Below are 17,047 nucleotides of genomic sequence, written 5' to 3' on the forward strand. Positions count from 1 at the left end.
GAGCAAGTGGTGATCGAAGAGACCCTCCTCGAGGCCGAGGAGAAGATGGAGAAGGCCGTCGTGGTCGCCAAGGACGACTTCGCCGCGATCCGCACCGGTCGTGCGCACCCGGCGATGTTCAACAAGATCGTGGCCGACTACTACGGTGCGCTGACGCCGATCAACCAGCTGGCTTCGTTCTCGGTGCCGGAACCGCGCATGGCCGTGGTGACCCCGTTCGACAAGACCGCCCTGCGCAACATCGAGCAGGCGATCCGCGACTCCGACCTGGGCGTCAACCCGAGCAACGACGGCAACATCATCCGGGTGGTGTTCCCCGAGCTCACCGAGGAGCGCCGCCGCGACTACATCAAGGTCGCCAAGAGCAAGGCGGAGGACTCCAAGGTGTCCATCCGCTCGGTCCGCCGCAAGGCCAAGGACGCGATCGACAAGCTCGTCAAGGACGGCGAGGTCGGCGAGGACGAGGGCCGCCGTGCGGAGAAGGAGCTCGACGACACCACCGCGAAGTACGTCGCCCAGGTGGACGAGCTGCTCAAGCACAAGGAAGCGGAGCTCCTCGAGGTCTGATGAACGACTCTTCCTGGGGGGCGCCGCCACAAGCCGGGTACTGGGCGCCGACCGACCGGGGACCTGTCCAGGGGCAAGCCCCGGCGGGTCCCACGTACGATGCACATGAGGCCCAGCAGACTCGCCCCATGCCCATCGTGCCCGACGTACCCGCGCATGGCGGGAACCAGGACCACGACCGGGGGGCCGCTCGACCGGCCGGCCCCCTGTTCCGTGACGAGACGCCGTCGGCGCACCCCTACGGGGAGGCGCCGCAGAAGCCGGAGCCCATGCCCGACGCCCCGCAGCCCGCCCCGCAGAAGAAGAGCGCGGGCCGTGACCTGAGCGCCGCGATAGGGGTCGGCGTCGGGCTCGGCGCGGTCATCGTCGCGTCGCTGTTCATCGTCAAGGCCGTCTTCGTCGGTGTGATAGCGGTCGCCGTGGTGGTCGGGCTGTGGGAGCTCACCTCGCGGCTGCAGGAACGCAAGGGCATCAAGGCACCCCTCGTGCCGCTCGCGGTCGGGGGGGCCGCCATGGTCGTCGCCGGGTACGTACGCGGGCCGGAGGGTGCCTGGGTGGCCATGGCGCTCACCGCGCTCGCCGTCCTGGTCTGGCGGATGACGGAGCCGCCGGAGAACTACCTCAAGGACGTCACGGCGGGGGTCTTCGCGGCCTTCTACGTGCCGTTCCTGGCCACGTTCGTCGCGCTGATGCTCGCCGCCGACGACGGGCCGCAGCGGGTCCTCGTGTTCCTGGTGCTGACCGTCGTCAGCGACACGGGCGCGTACGCCGTCGGCTGGCGCTTCGGCACGCACAAGCTCGCCCCGCGTATCAGCCCCGGAAAGACCCGCGAGGGCCTGCTCGGCGCGGTCGCGTTCGCCATGGTCGCGGGCGCGCTGCTCATGCAGTTCGTCATCGACGACGGTGCCTGGTGGCAGGGTCTGCTCCTCGGCTTCGCCGTCGCGGCCAGCGCCACGCTCGGCGACCTCGGCGAGTCCATGATCAAGCGGGACCTCGGCATCAAGGACATGGGCACGCTGCTGCCGGGCCACGGCGGCATCATGGACCGCCTGGACTCGCTGCTGCCGACCGCTCCGGTGGTCTGGCTGCTGCTGGTGCTGTTCGTGGGCTCCGGCTGACCGGTCGGCGCCGAGCACATGACGTCATGTGGGCCTCCGTTCTGGATCACCAGGGCGGGGGCCCCTTGCCATGGCTCCCGGGGCGGTCGAGTGGGACGATTCTCGTGAGGGTCCGCACAGGGGGGATCGCTCTGGAAGGGGGCGGGCTTCATGTCCGACTTCCGTGAATCGATCGACATCGACCGCCGCCCGGAGGACGTCTGGGCATACATCAGCGACTTCTCCCACCTGCCGGAATGGCAGGAGAGCGCGGTCTCGACGCAGCAGCTCGACGCCGGGCCCGTGGGTGTCGGCTCCCGGCTGCGCGTCACCCGGCACATCGGCCGCCGGGACATCCCCATGACCATGGAACTCACCGAGTACGAGCCGCCGCGCGTCTGGGGCATGCAGGGCGTCGACGGCCCCGTCCGCGGCCATGTGCACGGCGAGATCATCCCGCTCGACGGCGGCCGCCGCTCCCGTGTGACCGTCGAGGTCGGCTTCGACGGCAAGGGCATCGGCAAGGTCCTCGTCCCCCTCGTCGTCCGCCCCCAGATCCGCAAGGAACTGCCTCGCAACGAACAACACCTCAAGGACAACCTGGAGCACAGCTCCGCCTAGCGCCGCGACGGGCGCCGACGCACGGCCCGGGCGGGGGCCCCGGCCCATGGCCGCAGGTACACCTCAAATGATCTGCGACACTGGGAGGGTTATGCCTGCACCCGGAGAACTTACTTTCGTCGCCCCCCGCGGAGCCAAGAAGCCGCCGCGGCATCTTGCCGATCTCACGCCTGCGGAGCGTAAGGAAGCTGTTGCCGCGATCGGTGAGAAGCCGTTTCGTGCCAAGCAGCTCTCGCAGCACTACTTCGCGCGGTACGCGCACGCCCCGGAGCAGTGGACCGACATCCCCGCGGGTGCGCGCGCGAAGCTTCAGGAGGCGCTGCTTCCGGAGCTGATGACGGTCGTACGGCATCTGTCGACCGACCAGGAGACCACGCGCAAGACGCTGTGGCGGCTGTTCGACGGGACGCTCGTCGAGTCGGTGCTGATGCGGTACCCGGACCGGGTCACCATGTGCATCAGTTCGCAGGCCGGGTGCGGGATGAACTGTCCCTTCTGCGCCACCGGGCAGGCCGGGCTCGACCGGAATCTGTCCACCGCCGAGATCGTCCATCAGATTGTCGACGGGATGCGGGCGCTCAGGGACGGCGAGATCCCTGGTGGGCCCGCGCGGCTCTCCAACATCGTCTTCATGGGGATGGGCGAGCCGCTCGCCAACTACAACCGGGTCGTGGGCGCCATTCGCCGCCTCACCGATCCGGAGCCGGACGGGCTCGGGCTCTCGCAGCGCGGGATCACCGTGTCGACGGTAGGGCTCGTGCCGGCCATCCACCGGTTCTCGGACGAGGGCTTCAAGTGCCGGCTCGCGATCTCGCTGCACGCGCCCGACGACGAGCTGCGCGACACGCTCGTGCCGGTGAACACACGGTGGAACGTGCGCGAGGTGCTGGACGCCGGATGGGAGTACGCGGCCAAGTCCGGGCGGCGGCTGTCCATCGAGTACGCGCTGATCCGGGACATCAACGACCAGGCGTGGCGCGGTGACCGGCTGGGCCGGCTGCTCAAGGGCAGGCCGGTGCATGTGAATCTGATTCCGCTGAACCCGACGCCGGGCTCGAAGTGGACGGCCTCCCGGCCCGAGGACGAGAAGGCGTTCGCCGAGGCCATCGCCGCCCATGGGGTGCCGGTGACCGTCCGGGACACCCGGGGGCAGGAGATCGACGGGGCGTGCGGGCAGCTGGCGGCCACCGAGAGGTAGACCGAGGAATACTCGCGGCCACCGGCCAGGAGTCGGAATCCGGCCACGGGGTACTCTGACCTCCGTACACATCTTCATATTCCGACAGGGGAGCGCCACAGCGCTGAGAGTGCGGCAAGCGGGCCGCAGACCCTCTGAACCTCGCCCAGGTCATTCTGGGTAGGAAGTTCGGTCATCACTCAAGCTGTTGCGCCCTGCCCGGGAACCCTCCGTGGATCCCGGGCAGGGCCGCGTCTCTTCCTGGTCATCCCAGGAGGAATTCCGTGCACATCAGAACGTTCGTCGCCGCGGCCGTCGGCCTCGGGCTCGTCACGCTGTCCGCATGCGGTTCGTCGTCCGACGACACCGGGTCGGGTGGTTCCAAGACCGTCACCCTCGTCAGCCATGGCTCCTTCGCCTACTCCAAGGACGTGCTGAAGGCGTTCGAGAAGGAGTCCGGGTTCAAGGTCAAGGTCCTCAAGAGCGGGGACGCGGGGCAGGCCGTCAACCAGGCGATCCTGACCAAGGACAACCCGCAGGGCGACGTGTTCTTCGGCGTCGACAACACGCTGTTGTCCCGCGCGCTCGACAACGGCCTCTTCCAGCCGTACGAGGCGAAGGGGCTCGACAAGGTCGGCGCCGAGTACCAGCTCGACAAGGACGAGCACCGGGTCACGCCCATCGACTCCGGTGACATCTGCGTCAACTACGACAAGGCGTACTTCAGCAAGAACAAGATCGAGCCGCCTCAGTCGTTCGATGATCTCGTCAAGCCCGAGTACAAGGACCTCCTGGTCACGGAGAACGCCTCCACCTCCTCACCGGGGCTCGGATTCGTCCTCGGTACGGCCGCGAAGTACGGCGACGACGGATGGAAGGGCTACTGGGAGAAGCTCAAGGCCAATGGCGTGAAGGTCGTCGACGGCTGGGAGCAGGCGTACTACCAGGAGTTCTCCGGGTCCACCGACGGCAAGAAGGCCGGTGGCGACCGGCCGCTCGTCGTGTCGTACGCCTCCTCGCCGCCCGCCGAGGTCGTCTACGCGGACCCCCGCCCGGAGACCGCGCCCACCGGGGTCGCGGACGGCACCTGCTTCCGGCAGATCGAGTTCGCGGGGCTGCTGAGCAACGCGAGCAACGCCGAGGGCGGCAAGGCGCTGATCGACTTCCTGATCTCGAAGAAGTTCCAGGAGGACATGCCGCTCAACATGTTCGTGTACCCGGTGGTCGAGGGGGCGGCCGTGCCCGCCGAGTTCACCGAGTACGGGCCGGCGGCGAAGGACCCCGAGATCATGGCGCCGGAGAAGATCGCCGAGAACCGTGACCAGTGGGTCAAGTCGTGGACCTCGCTCGTACTGAAGTAGCGAAGGCCCCCTCCGGGCCGGCGAAGGCCCCTCGGCGACGGGCCCGTACGGGGAGCGCGGCGCGGCTCGGGCTCATGGTGCTGCCCGTCGCGTTCTTCGGGGTGTTCTTCGCCCATCCCGTCGCCGCGATCGTCGTCCGGGGGCTGAAGGCCGACGGGACCTGGGACCTCGGGCGGATCGGGGAGGTGCTGGGGGACTCCGGGATCCGGCACGTGCTGTGGTTCACCACCTGGCAGGCGCTCGTCTCTACCGCGCTCACGCTGCTGATCGCGCTCCCCGGCGCGTATGTGTTCGCGCGCTTCGACTTCAGGGGCAAGGACATCCTGCGGGCGGTCGTCACGGTGCCGTTCGTGCTGCCGACCGTGGTCGTCGGCACGGCGTTCCTTGCGCTGGTCGGGCGCGGCGGGCTGTTCGACGAGCTGTGGGGCGTACGGCTGGACACCACGGTGTGGGCGATTCTGCTCGCGCATGTGTTCTTCAACTACGCGGTCGTCGTACGGACCGTCGGCGGGCTCTGGGCGCAGCTCGACCCGAGGCAGGAGGAGGCCGCGCGGATGCTCGGGGCATCGCCCCTCGCGGCCTGGCGGAAGGTCACGCTTCCGGCGCTCGCGCCCGCCGTGGCCGCCGCCGCGTTGATGGTCTTTCTCTTCACCTTCACCTCGTTCGGGGTGGTGCAGATCCTCGGCGGGCCGACCTTCTCGACACTCGAAGTGGAGATCTACCGGCAGACCTCGGAGATCTTCGACCTGCCGACGGCCGCGGTGCTGACGCTCGTGCAGTTCGTCGCCGTCGGTCTGATCCTCGCTGTGCACGCGTGGACCGTACGGCGGCGGGAGACCGCGCTGCGGCTGGTGGACGCGTCGCTCACGGCCCGGCGGCCGCGCGGTGCGGGACAGTGGGCGCTGCTGGGCGCGGTCCTCGTCACCGTCGTCGTACTGATCCTGCTGCCGCTGGGCGTGCTGGTGGAGCGGTCGCTCGACGCGCCCGGGTTCGGCTATTACAAGGCGCTGACCAGCGATGACAGCGGGATCTTCCTGGTGGCGCCGATCGAGGCGGTCGGCAACTCGCTCGGGTACGCGCTGGCGGCGACCGTCATCGCCCTGGTGATCGGCGGCCTCGCCGCGGCCGCGCTCACCCGGCGGGCCGGCCGTCTCGTCCGTGGCTTCGACGCGCTGCTGATGCTGCCGCTCGGGGTGTCCGCGGTGACCGTCGGCTTCGGGTTCCTGATCGCGCTGGACGAGCCGCCGCTGGACCTGCGGTCGTCCTGGATCCTGGTGCCGCTCGCCCAGGCGCTGGTCGGCGTCCCCTTCGTCGTACGGACCATGCTGCCCGTGCTCCGGGCGGTGGACGAGCGGCTGCGGGAGGCGGCGGCCGTGCTCGGGGCGTCGCCCTGGCGCGTGTGGCGGGAGGTCGACCTGCCGATGGTGCGGCGGGCGCTGCTGGTCGCGGCCGGGTTCGCCTTCGCCGTGTCGCTCGGCGAGTTCGGGGCGACGGTGTTCATCGCGCGCGCCGACAACCCGACACTGCCGGTCGCCGTGGCACGGCTGCTCGGGCGGCCCGGAGACCTCAACTACGGCCAGGCGATGGCCCTTTCGACGATTCTGATGGTGGTGTGCGCGGTGGCCCTGCTGGTGCTGGAACGCCTCCGTACCGATCGCACGGGGGAGTTCTGATGTTGCTCAGGCTTGAGGACGCGACCGTACGGTTCGACGGGCCGCCCGTGCTCGACGCGGTCGGGCTGGAGGTCGCCGAGCACGAGATCGTGTGTGTGCTGGGGCCCAGCGGCAGCGGCAAGTCGACGCTGCTGCGGGTGGTCGCCGGACTCCAACCCCTCGACAGCGGGCGGGTGTTGCTCGACGGGCGGGACCAGTCGGGCGTGCCCGCGCACAAGCGCGGTGTCGGCCTGATGTTCCAGGACCACCAGCTTTTCCCGCAGCGGGACGTGGCCGGCAACGTCGCCTTCGGACCGCGTATGCACGGCGCGGCGAAGGACGAACGGGCCGTACGAGTACGGGAGTTGCTGGAGCTGGTCGGGTTGCCCGGGGCCGCGCGCCGCCGGGTCGGGGAGTTGTCCGGCGGTGAGCAGCAGCGGGTCGCGCTGGCCCGGGCCCTCGCCCCGCGCCCCCGGCTGCTCATGCTGGACGAGCCCCTCGGCCAGCTCGACCGGTCGCTGCGGGAGCGGCTCGTGGTCGAACTCCGGGAGCTGTTCGGGGAGTTGGGGACGACCGTGCTGGCGGTCACGCACGATCAGGGCGAGGCGTTCGCGCTGGCCGACCGGGTCGTGGTGATGCGGGACGGGCGGATCGCCCAGTCCGGCACGCCCCTCGATGTGTGGCAGCGGCCGGTGGACGAGTTCGTGGCCCGCTTCCTCGGCTTCGACAACGTGGTCGAGGCGACGGTGACCGGGGCCGTCGCGGACACGGCGTGGGGAAAGGTGCCGGTTCCGGAGGGCTCGCCGCAGGGCGCGTGCGCGCTCCTCGTCCGGCCCGCCGGAGTGCGTCTGGTGGACGTGGCCGACGGGCTGCGCTGCACCGTGGCCGCGCGCACCTTCCGGGGCACCCATGTCGCCGTGCACCTCCAGCCCGGGGGCGCCCCGCGCCTGGAGGCGGCGTGCGCGCTGCGGGACGCGCCGGAGCCCGGGGGCGAGGTGGGCGTGAGCTTCGACGCGGCCGAAATCGTCGTGCTGGGGGCCGGTCCGGCCGCATAAGGTGCGGCATCATGTCATCGATACGTGCGCAAGAACCGCAGGCCCGTCATGACCGCTACTGCGCCGAGATCGAGCTCCAGGTACGGCGGTTGAGGGACATCGTGACCTCCGGCGCCGATCTGTCGGCGACCGTGCCGACCTGCCCCGACTGGTCACTGGAACAGCTTCTGCGGCACACCGGCGGCGCTCTGCGCTGGGTCGAACTGAACGTACGGACCCGGTCGAAGGAAGAGGTGCCCGAGCCGGACGTCCCGCTCTACGAGGGCCCCGAGAAACCGGGGGACCCGGCCGCGCTGGACGCGTGGCTCGCGGAGACCGGCGAGATGATCGTCGCCACGCTGCGCGAGGCGGGGCCCGAGGCGCCGGTGTGGTCGTGGGGCTGGGAGCACAGCGCGGGGTTCTGGGCCCGCCGGATGGCCCATGAGCAGGTCATCCACGGTGCCGACGCGGCGCTCACCGTCGGACGGCCGGTCGAGGTCGCCCCGGAGATCGCCGCCGACGCGATCGACGAGTGGCTGGAGATCGTCGAGTTCGTGCAGCGGACCATGCCGCACGACGCGGCGGTCGAACTGCGCGGACCGGGGCGCAGCATCCACCTCCACGCCACGGACACCTCCCCCGACGTGAACGCCGAGCGAAGCGAGACGGGGGTCCCCTCGCCCGGAGGGTGGGGGAGGGTGATCGAGCTGACCGAGGACGGCGTGCGCTGGCGCCGGGGCCACGAAGAGGCGACGGTCGCGCTGCGCGGCCCGCTCACCGAGGTGCTGCTCGCCTTCTACCGCCGACTTCCGCCGGACGGCGGGCAGTTGGAGGTCCTGGGGGACCGGGAGCTGCTGGACTTCTGGCTGGAGCGGGCGACGTTCGGATGAGCGCGGGGCCTCCGAGCGCCGAGCGAGCCCCTAGCCCCGTAGCCGTAGCCCGTAGGACAAGTCTGTGGCCCGTACCCCTCCGCGGAGACGTACGGGCCACAGCCCTGAGCGACAGCGATCAGCGTGTGGAGGCCCCACGCCGCCGCATGCTGTAGTACACGGCACCGGCGCCGAGGGCGACCAGGGCCGCCGCGATGCCGGCTACGGTGCCGGTGTTGGAGTCGCTACCGGTCTCGGCGAGGTTGGAGTCGCCTTCGGGTGACGGGATGTTGTTGTCCTCGTCCCCGGTGGTCACGGGAGCGGAGTTCTTCGACTCCGAGGTGCTCGGGGTCTTGGTGACCTCGGAGGGCTCGTCCTCGGCAGGCTCCTCCGGGCTCTTCGAGGCGGCCGGCGGGGTGTCGGCCTTCTTGCACCTCTCGGCGGGCGCGACGAGGATCGGCAGGTCCTCGTCGACGTACTTTTCCGCCGTGACGTGGATGCGGTACTCGGCGTTCGCCTTCCAGTCCTCCTCGAAGGTGACGGTGACACCTTCGGCGGTGGAGTTCTCGATGACCCGGGTGCCGACCTTCCGTAGGTCGGCCCCGTTGTTCTCCAGGTAGACGGTGACTTCCGCCTTGACGCCCAGTGGGTCGACGTCGGTCACGCGGATGACGCCCTTGTCGCCGTCGCACTCGGCGACGGCGGAGAAGTCCTTGATGTCGCAGGCCAGGGCGTTGCCCGTGACACCGAGCACGAGCGCGGCGGACGCGGATGCAACACCGAGACAACGCACTGTTCGCGCTATACGGGGGGAAATGGACACGTTTGCCCTTCACGGGAGGCACATGGGCGGGGGGTGACGGAGTGCGCCGCCGAAGGGGCGGCTTCCCCATGTGCCTCACAGGTTTATAAGCGCGCCATAAGTACTGTCAATCCGAAGAAGTGTTTGGCCAGTTGGCTTTGCCCACAGATTAACCGTCTGAGGTCTGACACACGCTCAGGAAAAGCGCGCGGCACTCACCTCCCGAGGCGCTCCAAGGCCTCCGGGGCCTCCTCGATACGGTCCACGAGGGCGATCCGGCTCTCCATCGAACGTCCCCGCGCGAGCGACTGGAGCAGTGGCCAGGTCGGCAGTCTCTCCGTCCAGTGGGCGCGGTCGACGAGGACCATGGGGGTCGGTTCGCCGCGCGACTCGTAGTAGTTGGGGGTCGCGTTGTCGAAGATCTCCTGGACGGTTCCGGCCGCGCCCGGCAGGAAGACGATGCCTGTGTTGGAGCGGGCGAGGAGGCCGTCCTCGCGGGTGGCGTTGGCGAAGTACTTGGCGATGTGCGAGGCGAACGGGTTCGGCGGCTCGTGGCCGTAGAACCAGGTGGGGATGCCCACGGAGGTGCCGCCCTTGGGCCAGCGGGTGCGCACGTCGAAGGCGGCGGCCGCCCAGTCGGTGATCGAGGGTATGAACTTCGGTGCTTTCGCGAGGAGTTGAAGAGACTCGGTGAGCATCGCGTCGTCGTACGGGGCCGCGTAGGCGCCCAGGTTCGCCGCCTCCATCGCGCCCGGACCGCCGCCGGTGGCGACCGTGAGCCCCGAGCGGGCCAGGGTACGGCCGAGGCGGGCCGCGCCCGCGTACGCGTCGGTGCCGCGCGCCATCGCGTGGCCGCCCATCACGCCCACCACCCGGGCGCCGGCGAGGAGTTCGTCGAGGGCGTCCGAGACGGAGTCGTCGTGGACGGCGCGCAACATGGACGCGTAGACGTCCCGGTCGGCCTTGGTCCGCTGGAACCAGGCGTAGGAGAGGGCGTCGGGCGTCGCCTCGTAACCGCCCTCCGACAGGGAGGCGAAGAGCTCGTCGGGGGAGTAGACCAGGCCTCGGTACGGATCGAAGGGCAGGCCGGGGACGGGCGGGAAGACCAGGGCGCCGTCCGCGCGGATCTTCGCCGCCGCCTCCTCGCGCATCGCGCAGCCGAGGAAGACGGCTCCCGCGGCACCGGTGGTGAGCAGTTCGCGCGTCCGGTCCGTCAGGTCTACTGCCTGCACCCGGAATCCGGACAGTGTGCCGCGCGCCGAGACGGTCGCGTCGAACTCCTCGATCGTCTCGATCTCGTGGTCGTCGTGGTGGGCCGCATGGGCGGGCATCGTCTGCACCCGCCCATGCTAGGCAGAGCCCGTACGGCGGTTGGTGCGGCGGGTGTTCAGCCCTGCATCGCGGCCGGGTCCATCCACACGACCTCCCAGGTGTGGCCGTCGAGGTCGTCGAAGGCGCGGCCGTACATGAAGTCCATCTCCTGGACCTTCTCCGACGCGGTGCCACCGGCGGCGACCGCCTTCTCGACCAGCTCGTCGACCTTCGCGCGGCTCTCCGCGCTCAGACAGAGCAGCACCTCGCTGGTCGTCGTGGCGTCCGCGATCTCCTTCTTGGTGAAGGACGCGTAGAACGGCTTGGTGAGCAGCATCGCCACGATGGTGTCGCTGATCACGACGGAGGCCGCGTTCTCGTCGCTGAACTGGGGGTTGAGCGAGTACCCGAGCTCCGTGAAGAACTTCTTCGAGGCGTCGAGGTCGTTCACGGGCAGGTTCACAAAGATCATCTGCTGGTACATGGCGAGGTCTCTCCCGTCGGTGTCGGTCCGTTCAGTTGGATAGACCGGGGCGCGGCGACGAACTCATCGCTCGGTACGGATTTTTTTCGTACGAGTTTTCAGGCGGCCAGCGGGAGCGCCGCCAGCTGGGCGACCGTCCAGGTCAGCGGGCCGAACAAGGCGAGCAGGGCGCCCGCGCGGAGCAGGGCCGCCTGCCGGGGCAGCGTGCCGGGCGCCCCCAGCCGCAGCAGCGCGGCCGTGGTGTCCGCGTGCGCCCGCCGGGCCTCGACGGCGGCCGTCGCGAGGGTGAGCACGGCGCAGCCGGCCACCACGAGCGCGCCCAGCAGGGTGAGGGGACCGACCGTGGGGCGCGTGCCGGAGGACAGCGTCACCATGGCGTACGCGCCGGAGGCCACCGCGCACACCACCCCGAGCGGGCGCCCGATCCGCCGGGCCTCCTCCTGGAGCACGCGCCCGGCGAGCAGCCGCAGCACGCCGGGGCGTACGGCCTGGAGCAGGCGCCCGGTGAGGTAGGTGAGCCCCGGCCCGGCGAGGACCAGCCCGAGCGCGGTGAGCAGCCAGCCGCCGAGCACTCCGGCGGGGCTGTCCGCGAAGCCGCCGGGGAGGGTGAGGCCGGTACCGGGGTCGGCCTGTCCGGCGTACGTCTCGATGGCGAGGCCGACGGCGAGCACGGTGATGCCCCAGGGGAGGCCGTCGGGGGCGGGGCGCGCAGCGGGCGGTTCCGGCAGTTCCCGCGGGCCGGTCGGGGCGGCGGCCTCCTCGTCCGGCTCCTCCTCGTACCTCGTGGCGCCCGCCGGTGTCGCGGCCCGTCGGCGGATGTCGAAGGTGTCGTACGCCATGAAGCGCGTCCGGAGCCCGGACGGTGGGGCCCCGGTGCCCTTGGGGCGCAGGACGAGCGCGGTCGTCACGGAGGCGACGGCCGGGACCAGGGAGAGGAGGGTGAGGGCGGCCGGCAGGGGCAGGGGCTGCCCGGCGGCGAGGATGTCGGCGGCGGCGCCGTCGAAGGGCATGCCCGTGAGGTCGCCGCGCAGATGGAGGAAGAAGAGCAGGGCGAGGAGCGAGCCGAGGGCGGTGGACAGGGCCGTCGTGACCGCCGAGACGGCCATCAGCCGGCCGGGGCCGAGGCCGATCGCGGACAGGCCGGGGCGTGGCCGGGTGCCGGGGTCGGTGCGGGCCACCGTCACCGCGAAGTACACGGTGGTGGTGGCGGGCGCGACGCACCAGGCCAGGCGGAGCACCGAGCCGGCCGGGGCGTGCGGGTGGGCCATGGCGTGCCCCAGGGCGCAGAGCAGCAGGAAGCCCGTGCCGCCGGTGGCCGCGGTGACCAGGAGACGGCGGAGCTGGACGACGGGGTGGGCCCGGCGGGCTAGGCGGAGAGCGAGCACGCGGCCCGGCCTCCTCCCTCGGAGGCGGACGGGCGTTCCCCTTCGGCGGCGGGGTCACCTCCCCCCTCGGCGGTGGCCCGGCCTCCCCTCTCGGCGTCGGGGTGACCTCCCTGCTCGGCGGGCTGCCGGCTTTCCCCCGCGGCGGCGAGCCGGCCTTTGCCCTCGGCGGTGGACCGGCGGTCCCCTTCGGCGGCCGAGGGCAGGTGGACGGTCTTCACGCACCGGCCGTCGAGCAGGGACATCGTCCGGTCGGCGAGGGACGCGGTGTCGGCGTCGTACGTGGCGAGGACGACCGTGATGTCGTGCGAGCGGGCCGCCGAGGTGAGGGTGCGCAGGACGTGGGCGTGTTCGGTGCGGTGCAGCGGGGCGGTCGGCTCGTCCGCGAAGAGCACGGTGGGGGCGGCGACCAGGGCGCGGGCGACGACCACGCGCTGGCGCTCGGACTGGAGGAGGGCGTGCGGGCGCTTGCGGGCCGAGTCGCGGATGTCGAGGCGTTCCAGCCACTCCAGCGCGGCGGTCTTGGCGGCCCGGCGGCCGGTGCCGCGCAGCATCAGCGGCAGCGCGGTGTTCTCCCAGACGTTCAGCTCGGGGACGAGGACCGGCTCGGGGTCGATCCAGCCGAAGCGGTCGCGGCGCAGCCGCTCCCGGGCGAGCGGCCCCATGGTGTGCACGGGAAGGCTGTTGAACCACACCTCGCCCCGCCCCGGCACCAACTGCCCCGACAGACACCGCAGGAGCGTGGTCTTGCCGCTGCCGCGCGGGCCGGTGACGGCGAGGATCTCGCCCTCCCGGACGCCCATCGACACTCCTTGGAGCGCGGGCGAGCCGTCGTGCGCGTAGGTCAGACCACGTGCCCAGAGCACGTCGTTGTCCGGCGGGGCCACCATGGGCGTACACCTCGGTTCGGATCAGGATTGCCGTGGGGAGTCCCCCGTGCGGGGGAACGAAGGCAGGGCCGATCGGTTACAAGGCACGCTAGGCATGAGGGGTGGCAGGGCCGGAAGGCACGCGGCCCGGGGCGCACCCATCTCACTCGTACGGGCGCATCCCGGGCCGTTTGAAACGCCGGAGGGCGGGATTACAGCAGGGTCCACGCCTCCGTCAGTGTCGCGCGCAGGATCTGCTCGATCTCGTCGAAGGTCGACTGGTCGGAGATCAGCGGCGGGGCGAGCTGGACGACCGGGTCGCCGCGGTCGTCGGCACGGCAGTACAGGCCGTTCTCGAACAGCTTCTTCGACAGGAAGCCGTAGAGGATCCGCTCGGTCTCGGCGTCGTCGAAGCTCTCCTTCGTCGCCTTGTCCTTGACCAGCTCGATTCCGTAGAAGTAGCCGTTGCCGCGGACGTCGCCGACGATCGGCAGGTCGTACAGCTTCTCCAGCGTGGACCGGAACGCGTCCTCGTTGTCGAGGACGTGCTGGTTGAGGCCCTCGCGCTCGAACAGGTCGAGGTTGGCGAGGCCGACGGCCGCGGAGACCGGGTGGCCGCCGAAGGTGTAGCCGTGCAGGAAGGTGTTGTCGCCCTTGTAGAAGGGCTCGGCTATGCGGTCGGAGACGACGCAGGCGCCGATCGGGGAGTAGCCCGAGGTCATGCCCTTGGCGCAGGTGATCATGTCCGGGACGTAGCCGAACTTGTCGCAGGCGAACATGGTGCCCAGCCGGCCGAAGGCGCAGATGACCTCGTCCGAGACGAGCAGCACGTCGTACTGGTCGCAGATCTCGCGGACCCGCTGGAAGTAGCCGGGCGGCGGCGGGAAGCAGCCGCCGGCGTTCTGCACCGGCTCCAGGAAGACCGCGGCCACGGTGTCCGGGCCCTCGAAGAGGATCTGCTGCTCGATCTGGTCGGCGGCCCAGCGGCCGAAGGCCTCCGGGTCGTCGCCGAAGAGCGGCGTGCGGTAGATGTTGGTGTTCGGGACCTTGTACGCACCCGGGACGAGGGGCTCGAAGGGCGCCTTCAGGGCCGGCAGGCCGGTGATGGACAGGGCGCCCTGCGGGGTGCCGTGGTAGGCGACCGCGCGCGAGATGACCTTGTACTTGGTCGGCTTGCCCTTGAGCTTGAAGTACTGCTTGGCGAGCTTCCAGGCCGTCTCGACCGCCTCGCCGCCGCCGGTGGTGAAGAAGACCTTGTTCAGATCGCCGGGCGCGTACGAGGCGATACGTTCCGCCAGTTCGACGGCCTTCGGGTGGGCGTAGGACCACACCGGGAAGAAGGCCAGCTCCTGCGCCTGCTTGAACGCGGTCTCCGCCAGCTCGGTGCGGCCGTGGCCCGCCTGGACCACGAACAGACCCGCCAGACCGTCGAGGTACCGCTTGCCCTTGTCGTCGTAGATGTAGGTGCCCTCACCCCGGACGATGGTGGGGACCGGGGAGTTCTCGTACGAGGACATGCGGGTGAAGTGCATCCACAGGTGGTCGTACGCGGTCTGGCTGAGGTCCTTGGGGCTCACGGGTATCGCGTCCTCACGGTTATCGGGTTCCCCACATGTAGGTCTGCTTCTTGAGCTTGAGGTAGACGAAGCTCTCGGTGGAGCGCACGCCGGGCAGGGTCCGGATGCGTTTGTTGATGACCTCCAGGAGGTGGTCGTCGTCCTCGCAGACGACCTCCACCATCAGGTCGAAGGAGCCCGCGGTGATCACGATGTACTCCACCTCCGACATGGCCGTCAGCGCGTCCGCCACCGGATCCAGGTCGCCGTCGACGTTGATGCCGAGCATCGCCTGACGCCGGAAGCCCACGGTGAGCGGGTCGGTGACGGCGACGATCTGCATCACGCCCTGGTCGAGCAGCTTCTGGACGCGCTGGCGCACGGCCGCCTCCGACAGGCCCACGGCCTTGCCGATCGCGGCGTACGGCCGGCGGCCGTCCTCCTGGAGCTGTTCGACGATGGCGAGGGACACGGCGTCCAACTGAGGAGTGCCGCCGTTCCGGGACTCCTTGGACTCCCTCTTGGGTTCCTTGGAGTCTCTCTGGTCTGCGCTTCGACTGGCCACGACCTCACTGTGCACGACGTCTCGACAGTTCCGCAAGGCGCAATCGATGAAATTCGTTGTTTGCGACCTTGTAGCTTGCGGATTTCGCAGTTGCCGACGTGTCGGGGGTGTTGAAAACGTGGGACAGCGGATTAGGGTGGTGTCTCAAGGAATGGACACCCCACACCTGGACACCCACACCTGGAGGGCCGGCAGTGAGCACCGAGCTGCGTCGTCTGCGCAATTACATCGACGGCGAATTCCGCGACGCCGCCGACGGACGGACCACCGAGGTGGTCAACCCCGCGACCGGCGAGGCCTACGCGACCGCGCCCCTGTCCGGCCAGGCCGATGTCGACGCGGCGATGGCCGCCGCCGAGGCCGCGTTCCCGGCCTGGCGGGACACGACCCCGGCCGAGCGCCAGAAGGCCCTGCTGAAGATCGCCGACGCCTTCGAGGAGCGGGCCGAGGAGCTCATCGCGGCGGAGGTGGAGAACACGGGCAAGCCGATCGGGCTCACGCGGTCCGAGGAGATCCCGCCGATGGTGGACCAGATCCGTTTCTTCGCGGGCGCCGCGCGGATGTTGGAGGGCCGGTCGGCCGGTGAGTACATGGAGGGGATGACCTCGATCGTCCGCCGTGAGCCGGTCGGCGTCTGCGCCCAGGTCGCGCCGTGGAACTACCCGATGATGATGGCCGTGTGGAAGTTCGCGCCGGCGATCGCCGCGGGCAACACGGTCGTACTGAAGCCGTCGGACACGACTCCGGCGTCGACCGTTCTCATCGCGGAGATCATCGGGGCGATCCTGCCGAAGGGCGTCTTCAACGTGATCACGGGCGACCGTGACACCGGGCGTCTGATGGTCGAGCACCCGGTCCCCGCCATGGCGTCCATCACGGGTTCCGTGCGCGCGGGCATGTCCGTCGCCGAGTCCGCGTCCAAGGACCTCAAGCGGGTCCACCTGGAGCTGGGCGGCAAGGCGCCGGTCGTCGTCTTCGCCGACACCGACATCGCCAAGGCCGTCGAGGACATCTCCGTGGCGGGCTTCTTCAACGCCGGGCAGGACTGTACGGCCGCGACCCGCGTCCTCGTCCAGGAGGGCATCCACGACGACTTCGTGGCCGCGCTCGCCAAGGCTGCCGCCGAGACGAAGACCGGACAGCCGGACGACGAGGACGTGCTGTACGGGCCGCTCAACAACCCCAACCAGCTCAAGCAGGTCGCCGGGTTCATCGAGCGGCTGCCCGCCCATGCCAAGGTCGAGGCCGGTGGGCACCAGGTCGGCGAGAAGGGGTACTTCTACGCGGCGACCGTCGTCTCCGGGCTGAAGCAGGACGACGAGATCATCCAGAAGGAGGTCTTCGGGCCGGTCATCACGGTTCAGTCGTTCGCCGACGAGGCCCAGGCGGTCGGCTGGGCGAACGGGGTCGAGTACGCGCTCGCGTCGTCCGTGTGGACGAAGGATCACGCGCGGGCGATGCGGATGTCCAAGGCGCTGGACTTCGGGTGTGTGTGGATCAACACGCATATTCCGCTGGTCGCGGAGATGCCGCACGGCGGGTTCAAGAAGTCGGGGTACGGCAAGGACCTTTCTGGTTATGGGTTCGACGACTACACGCGGATCAAGCACGTGATGACGTCGTTGGACTGAGGGGTCGTTGACGGCTGCGGGGGCGGTGCGTGGCTGGTCACGCAGTTCCCCCGCGCCCCTGAGAACGCG

General features: G+C 70.2%; 16 protein-coding genes. 9 read left to right on the plus strand and 7 right to left on the minus strand.

Annotated features, from left to right (window positions below; translation table 11 throughout):
• Nucleotides 1–9 precede the first annotated feature (9 nt).
• The 8 genes from frr (at nt 10) to JIX55_RS35930 (ending at nt 8,399) form a co-directional block, all read left to right on the plus strand.
• Nucleotides 10–567 (plus strand): ribosome recycling factor, encoded by a 558-nt coding sequence (frr, locus tag JIX55_RS35895; protein WP_045561444.1) that lies wholly within the window; start codon nt 10–12, stop codon nt 565–567.
• Complete coding sequence (locus tag JIX55_RS35900; RefSeq protein ID WP_257567383.1) at nt 567–1,685, plus strand: phosphatidate cytidylyltransferase; 1,119 nt, start codon at nt 567–569, stop codon at nt 1,683–1,685. The genes frr and JIX55_RS35900 overlap by 1 nt, the downstream gene beginning before the upstream one ends.
• Nucleotides 1,686–1,835: 150 nt before the next feature.
• Nucleotides 1,836–2,285 (plus strand): SRPBCC family protein, encoded by a 450-nt coding sequence (locus JIX55_RS35905; RefSeq protein ID WP_257567384.1) that lies wholly within the window; start codon nt 1,836–1,838, stop codon nt 2,283–2,285.
• 91 nt (nt 2,286–2,376) lie between these two features.
• Nucleotides 2,377–3,483, plus strand: a complete 1,107-nt coding sequence (rlmN, locus tag JIX55_RS35910) for a 23S rRNA (adenine(2503)-C(2))-methyltransferase RlmN (RefSeq protein ID WP_257567385.1) — start codon at nt 2,377–2,379, stop codon at nt 3,481–3,483.
• 263 nt (nt 3,484–3,746) lie between these two features.
• Nucleotides 3,747–4,823, plus strand: a complete 1,077-nt coding sequence (locus JIX55_RS35915; protein WP_257567386.1) for a thiamine ABC transporter substrate-binding protein — start codon at nt 3,747–3,749, stop codon at nt 4,821–4,823.
• Nucleotides 4,799–6,496, plus strand: a complete 1,698-nt coding sequence (locus tag JIX55_RS35920) for an ABC transporter permease (RefSeq protein WP_443046606.1) — start codon at nt 4,799–4,801, stop codon at nt 6,494–6,496. The genes JIX55_RS35915 and JIX55_RS35920 overlap by 25 nt, the downstream gene beginning before the upstream one ends.
• Nucleotides 6,496–7,530 (plus strand): ABC transporter ATP-binding protein, encoded by a 1,035-nt coding sequence (locus tag JIX55_RS35925; RefSeq protein WP_257567388.1) that lies wholly within the window; start codon nt 6,496–6,498, stop codon nt 7,528–7,530. The genes JIX55_RS35920 and JIX55_RS35925 overlap by 1 nt, the downstream gene beginning before the upstream one ends.
• 11 nt (nt 7,531–7,541) lie before the next feature.
• Nucleotides 7,542–8,399: a maleylpyruvate isomerase family mycothiol-dependent enzyme gene (locus tag JIX55_RS35930; protein WP_257567389.1), complete on the plus strand. Its 858-nt coding sequence runs from the start codon at nt 7,542–7,544 to the stop codon at nt 8,397–8,399.
• A 118-nt stretch (nt 8,400–8,517) separates the two neighbouring features.
• Here the strand turns inward: JIX55_RS35930 and JIX55_RS35935 are convergent, their stop codons facing one another.
• The 7 genes from JIX55_RS35935 to JIX55_RS35965 all read right to left on the minus strand — a co-directional run bounded on the left by JIX55_RS35935 (nt 8,518) and on the right by JIX55_RS35965 (nt 15,362).
• Nucleotides 8,518–9,201, minus strand: a complete 684-nt coding sequence (locus JIX55_RS35935; protein ID WP_257567390.1) for an LAETG motif-containing sortase-dependent surface protein — start codon at nt 9,199–9,201, stop codon at nt 8,518–8,520.
• Nucleotides 9,202–9,395: 194 nt separating this feature from the next.
• A complete protein-coding gene (locus tag JIX55_RS35940) occupies nt 9,396–10,520 on the minus strand; it encodes an LOG family protein (protein ID WP_257567391.1) in 1,125 nt (374 codons plus the stop codon).
• Nucleotides 10,521–10,567: 47 nt separating this feature from the next.
• Complete coding sequence (locus JIX55_RS35945; RefSeq protein ID WP_257567392.1) at nt 10,568–10,975, minus strand: VOC family protein; 408 nt, start codon at nt 10,973–10,975, stop codon at nt 10,568–10,570.
• 98 nt (nt 10,976–11,073) lie between these two features.
• Entirely contained in the window at nt 11,074–12,360 is a 1,287-nt protein-coding gene (locus JIX55_RS35950; protein WP_257567393.1) for a hypothetical protein, read from the minus strand.
• Nucleotides 12,342–13,247, minus strand: coding sequence for an ABC transporter ATP-binding protein (locus JIX55_RS35955; protein ID WP_257567394.1), 906 nt, complete (start codon nt 13,245–13,247; stop codon nt 12,342–12,344). The genes JIX55_RS35950 and JIX55_RS35955 overlap by 19 nt, the downstream gene beginning before the upstream one ends.
• A 191-nt stretch (nt 13,248–13,438) precedes the next feature.
• Nucleotides 13,439–14,803 carry an aspartate aminotransferase family protein gene (locus JIX55_RS35960; protein ID WP_257567395.1) on the minus strand — a complete coding sequence of 455 codons (1,365 nt, stop codon included), beginning with the start codon at nt 14,801–14,803 and terminating at the stop codon, nt 13,439–13,441.
• 19 nt (nt 14,804–14,822) lie between these two features.
• The gene (locus JIX55_RS35965; protein ID WP_257567396.1) at nt 14,823–15,362 is read right to left on the minus strand and encodes an Lrp/AsnC family transcriptional regulator; all 540 of its coding nucleotides are present in this window, start codon (nt 15,360–15,362) and stop codon (nt 14,823–14,825) included.
• A 179-nt stretch (nt 15,363–15,541) separates the two neighbouring features.
• Between JIX55_RS35965 and JIX55_RS35970 the strand changes: the two genes are divergently transcribed.
• Entirely contained in the window at nt 15,542–16,978 is a 1,437-nt protein-coding gene (locus JIX55_RS35970; protein ID WP_257567397.1) for a gamma-aminobutyraldehyde dehydrogenase, read from the plus strand.
• The last annotated feature ends 69 nt before the right edge of the window (nt 16,979–17,047 follow it).

This window comes from Streptomyces sp. DSM 40750 (assembly GCF_024612035.1).
GTDB lineage: Bacteria > Actinomycetota > Actinomycetes > Streptomycetales > Streptomycetaceae > Streptomyces.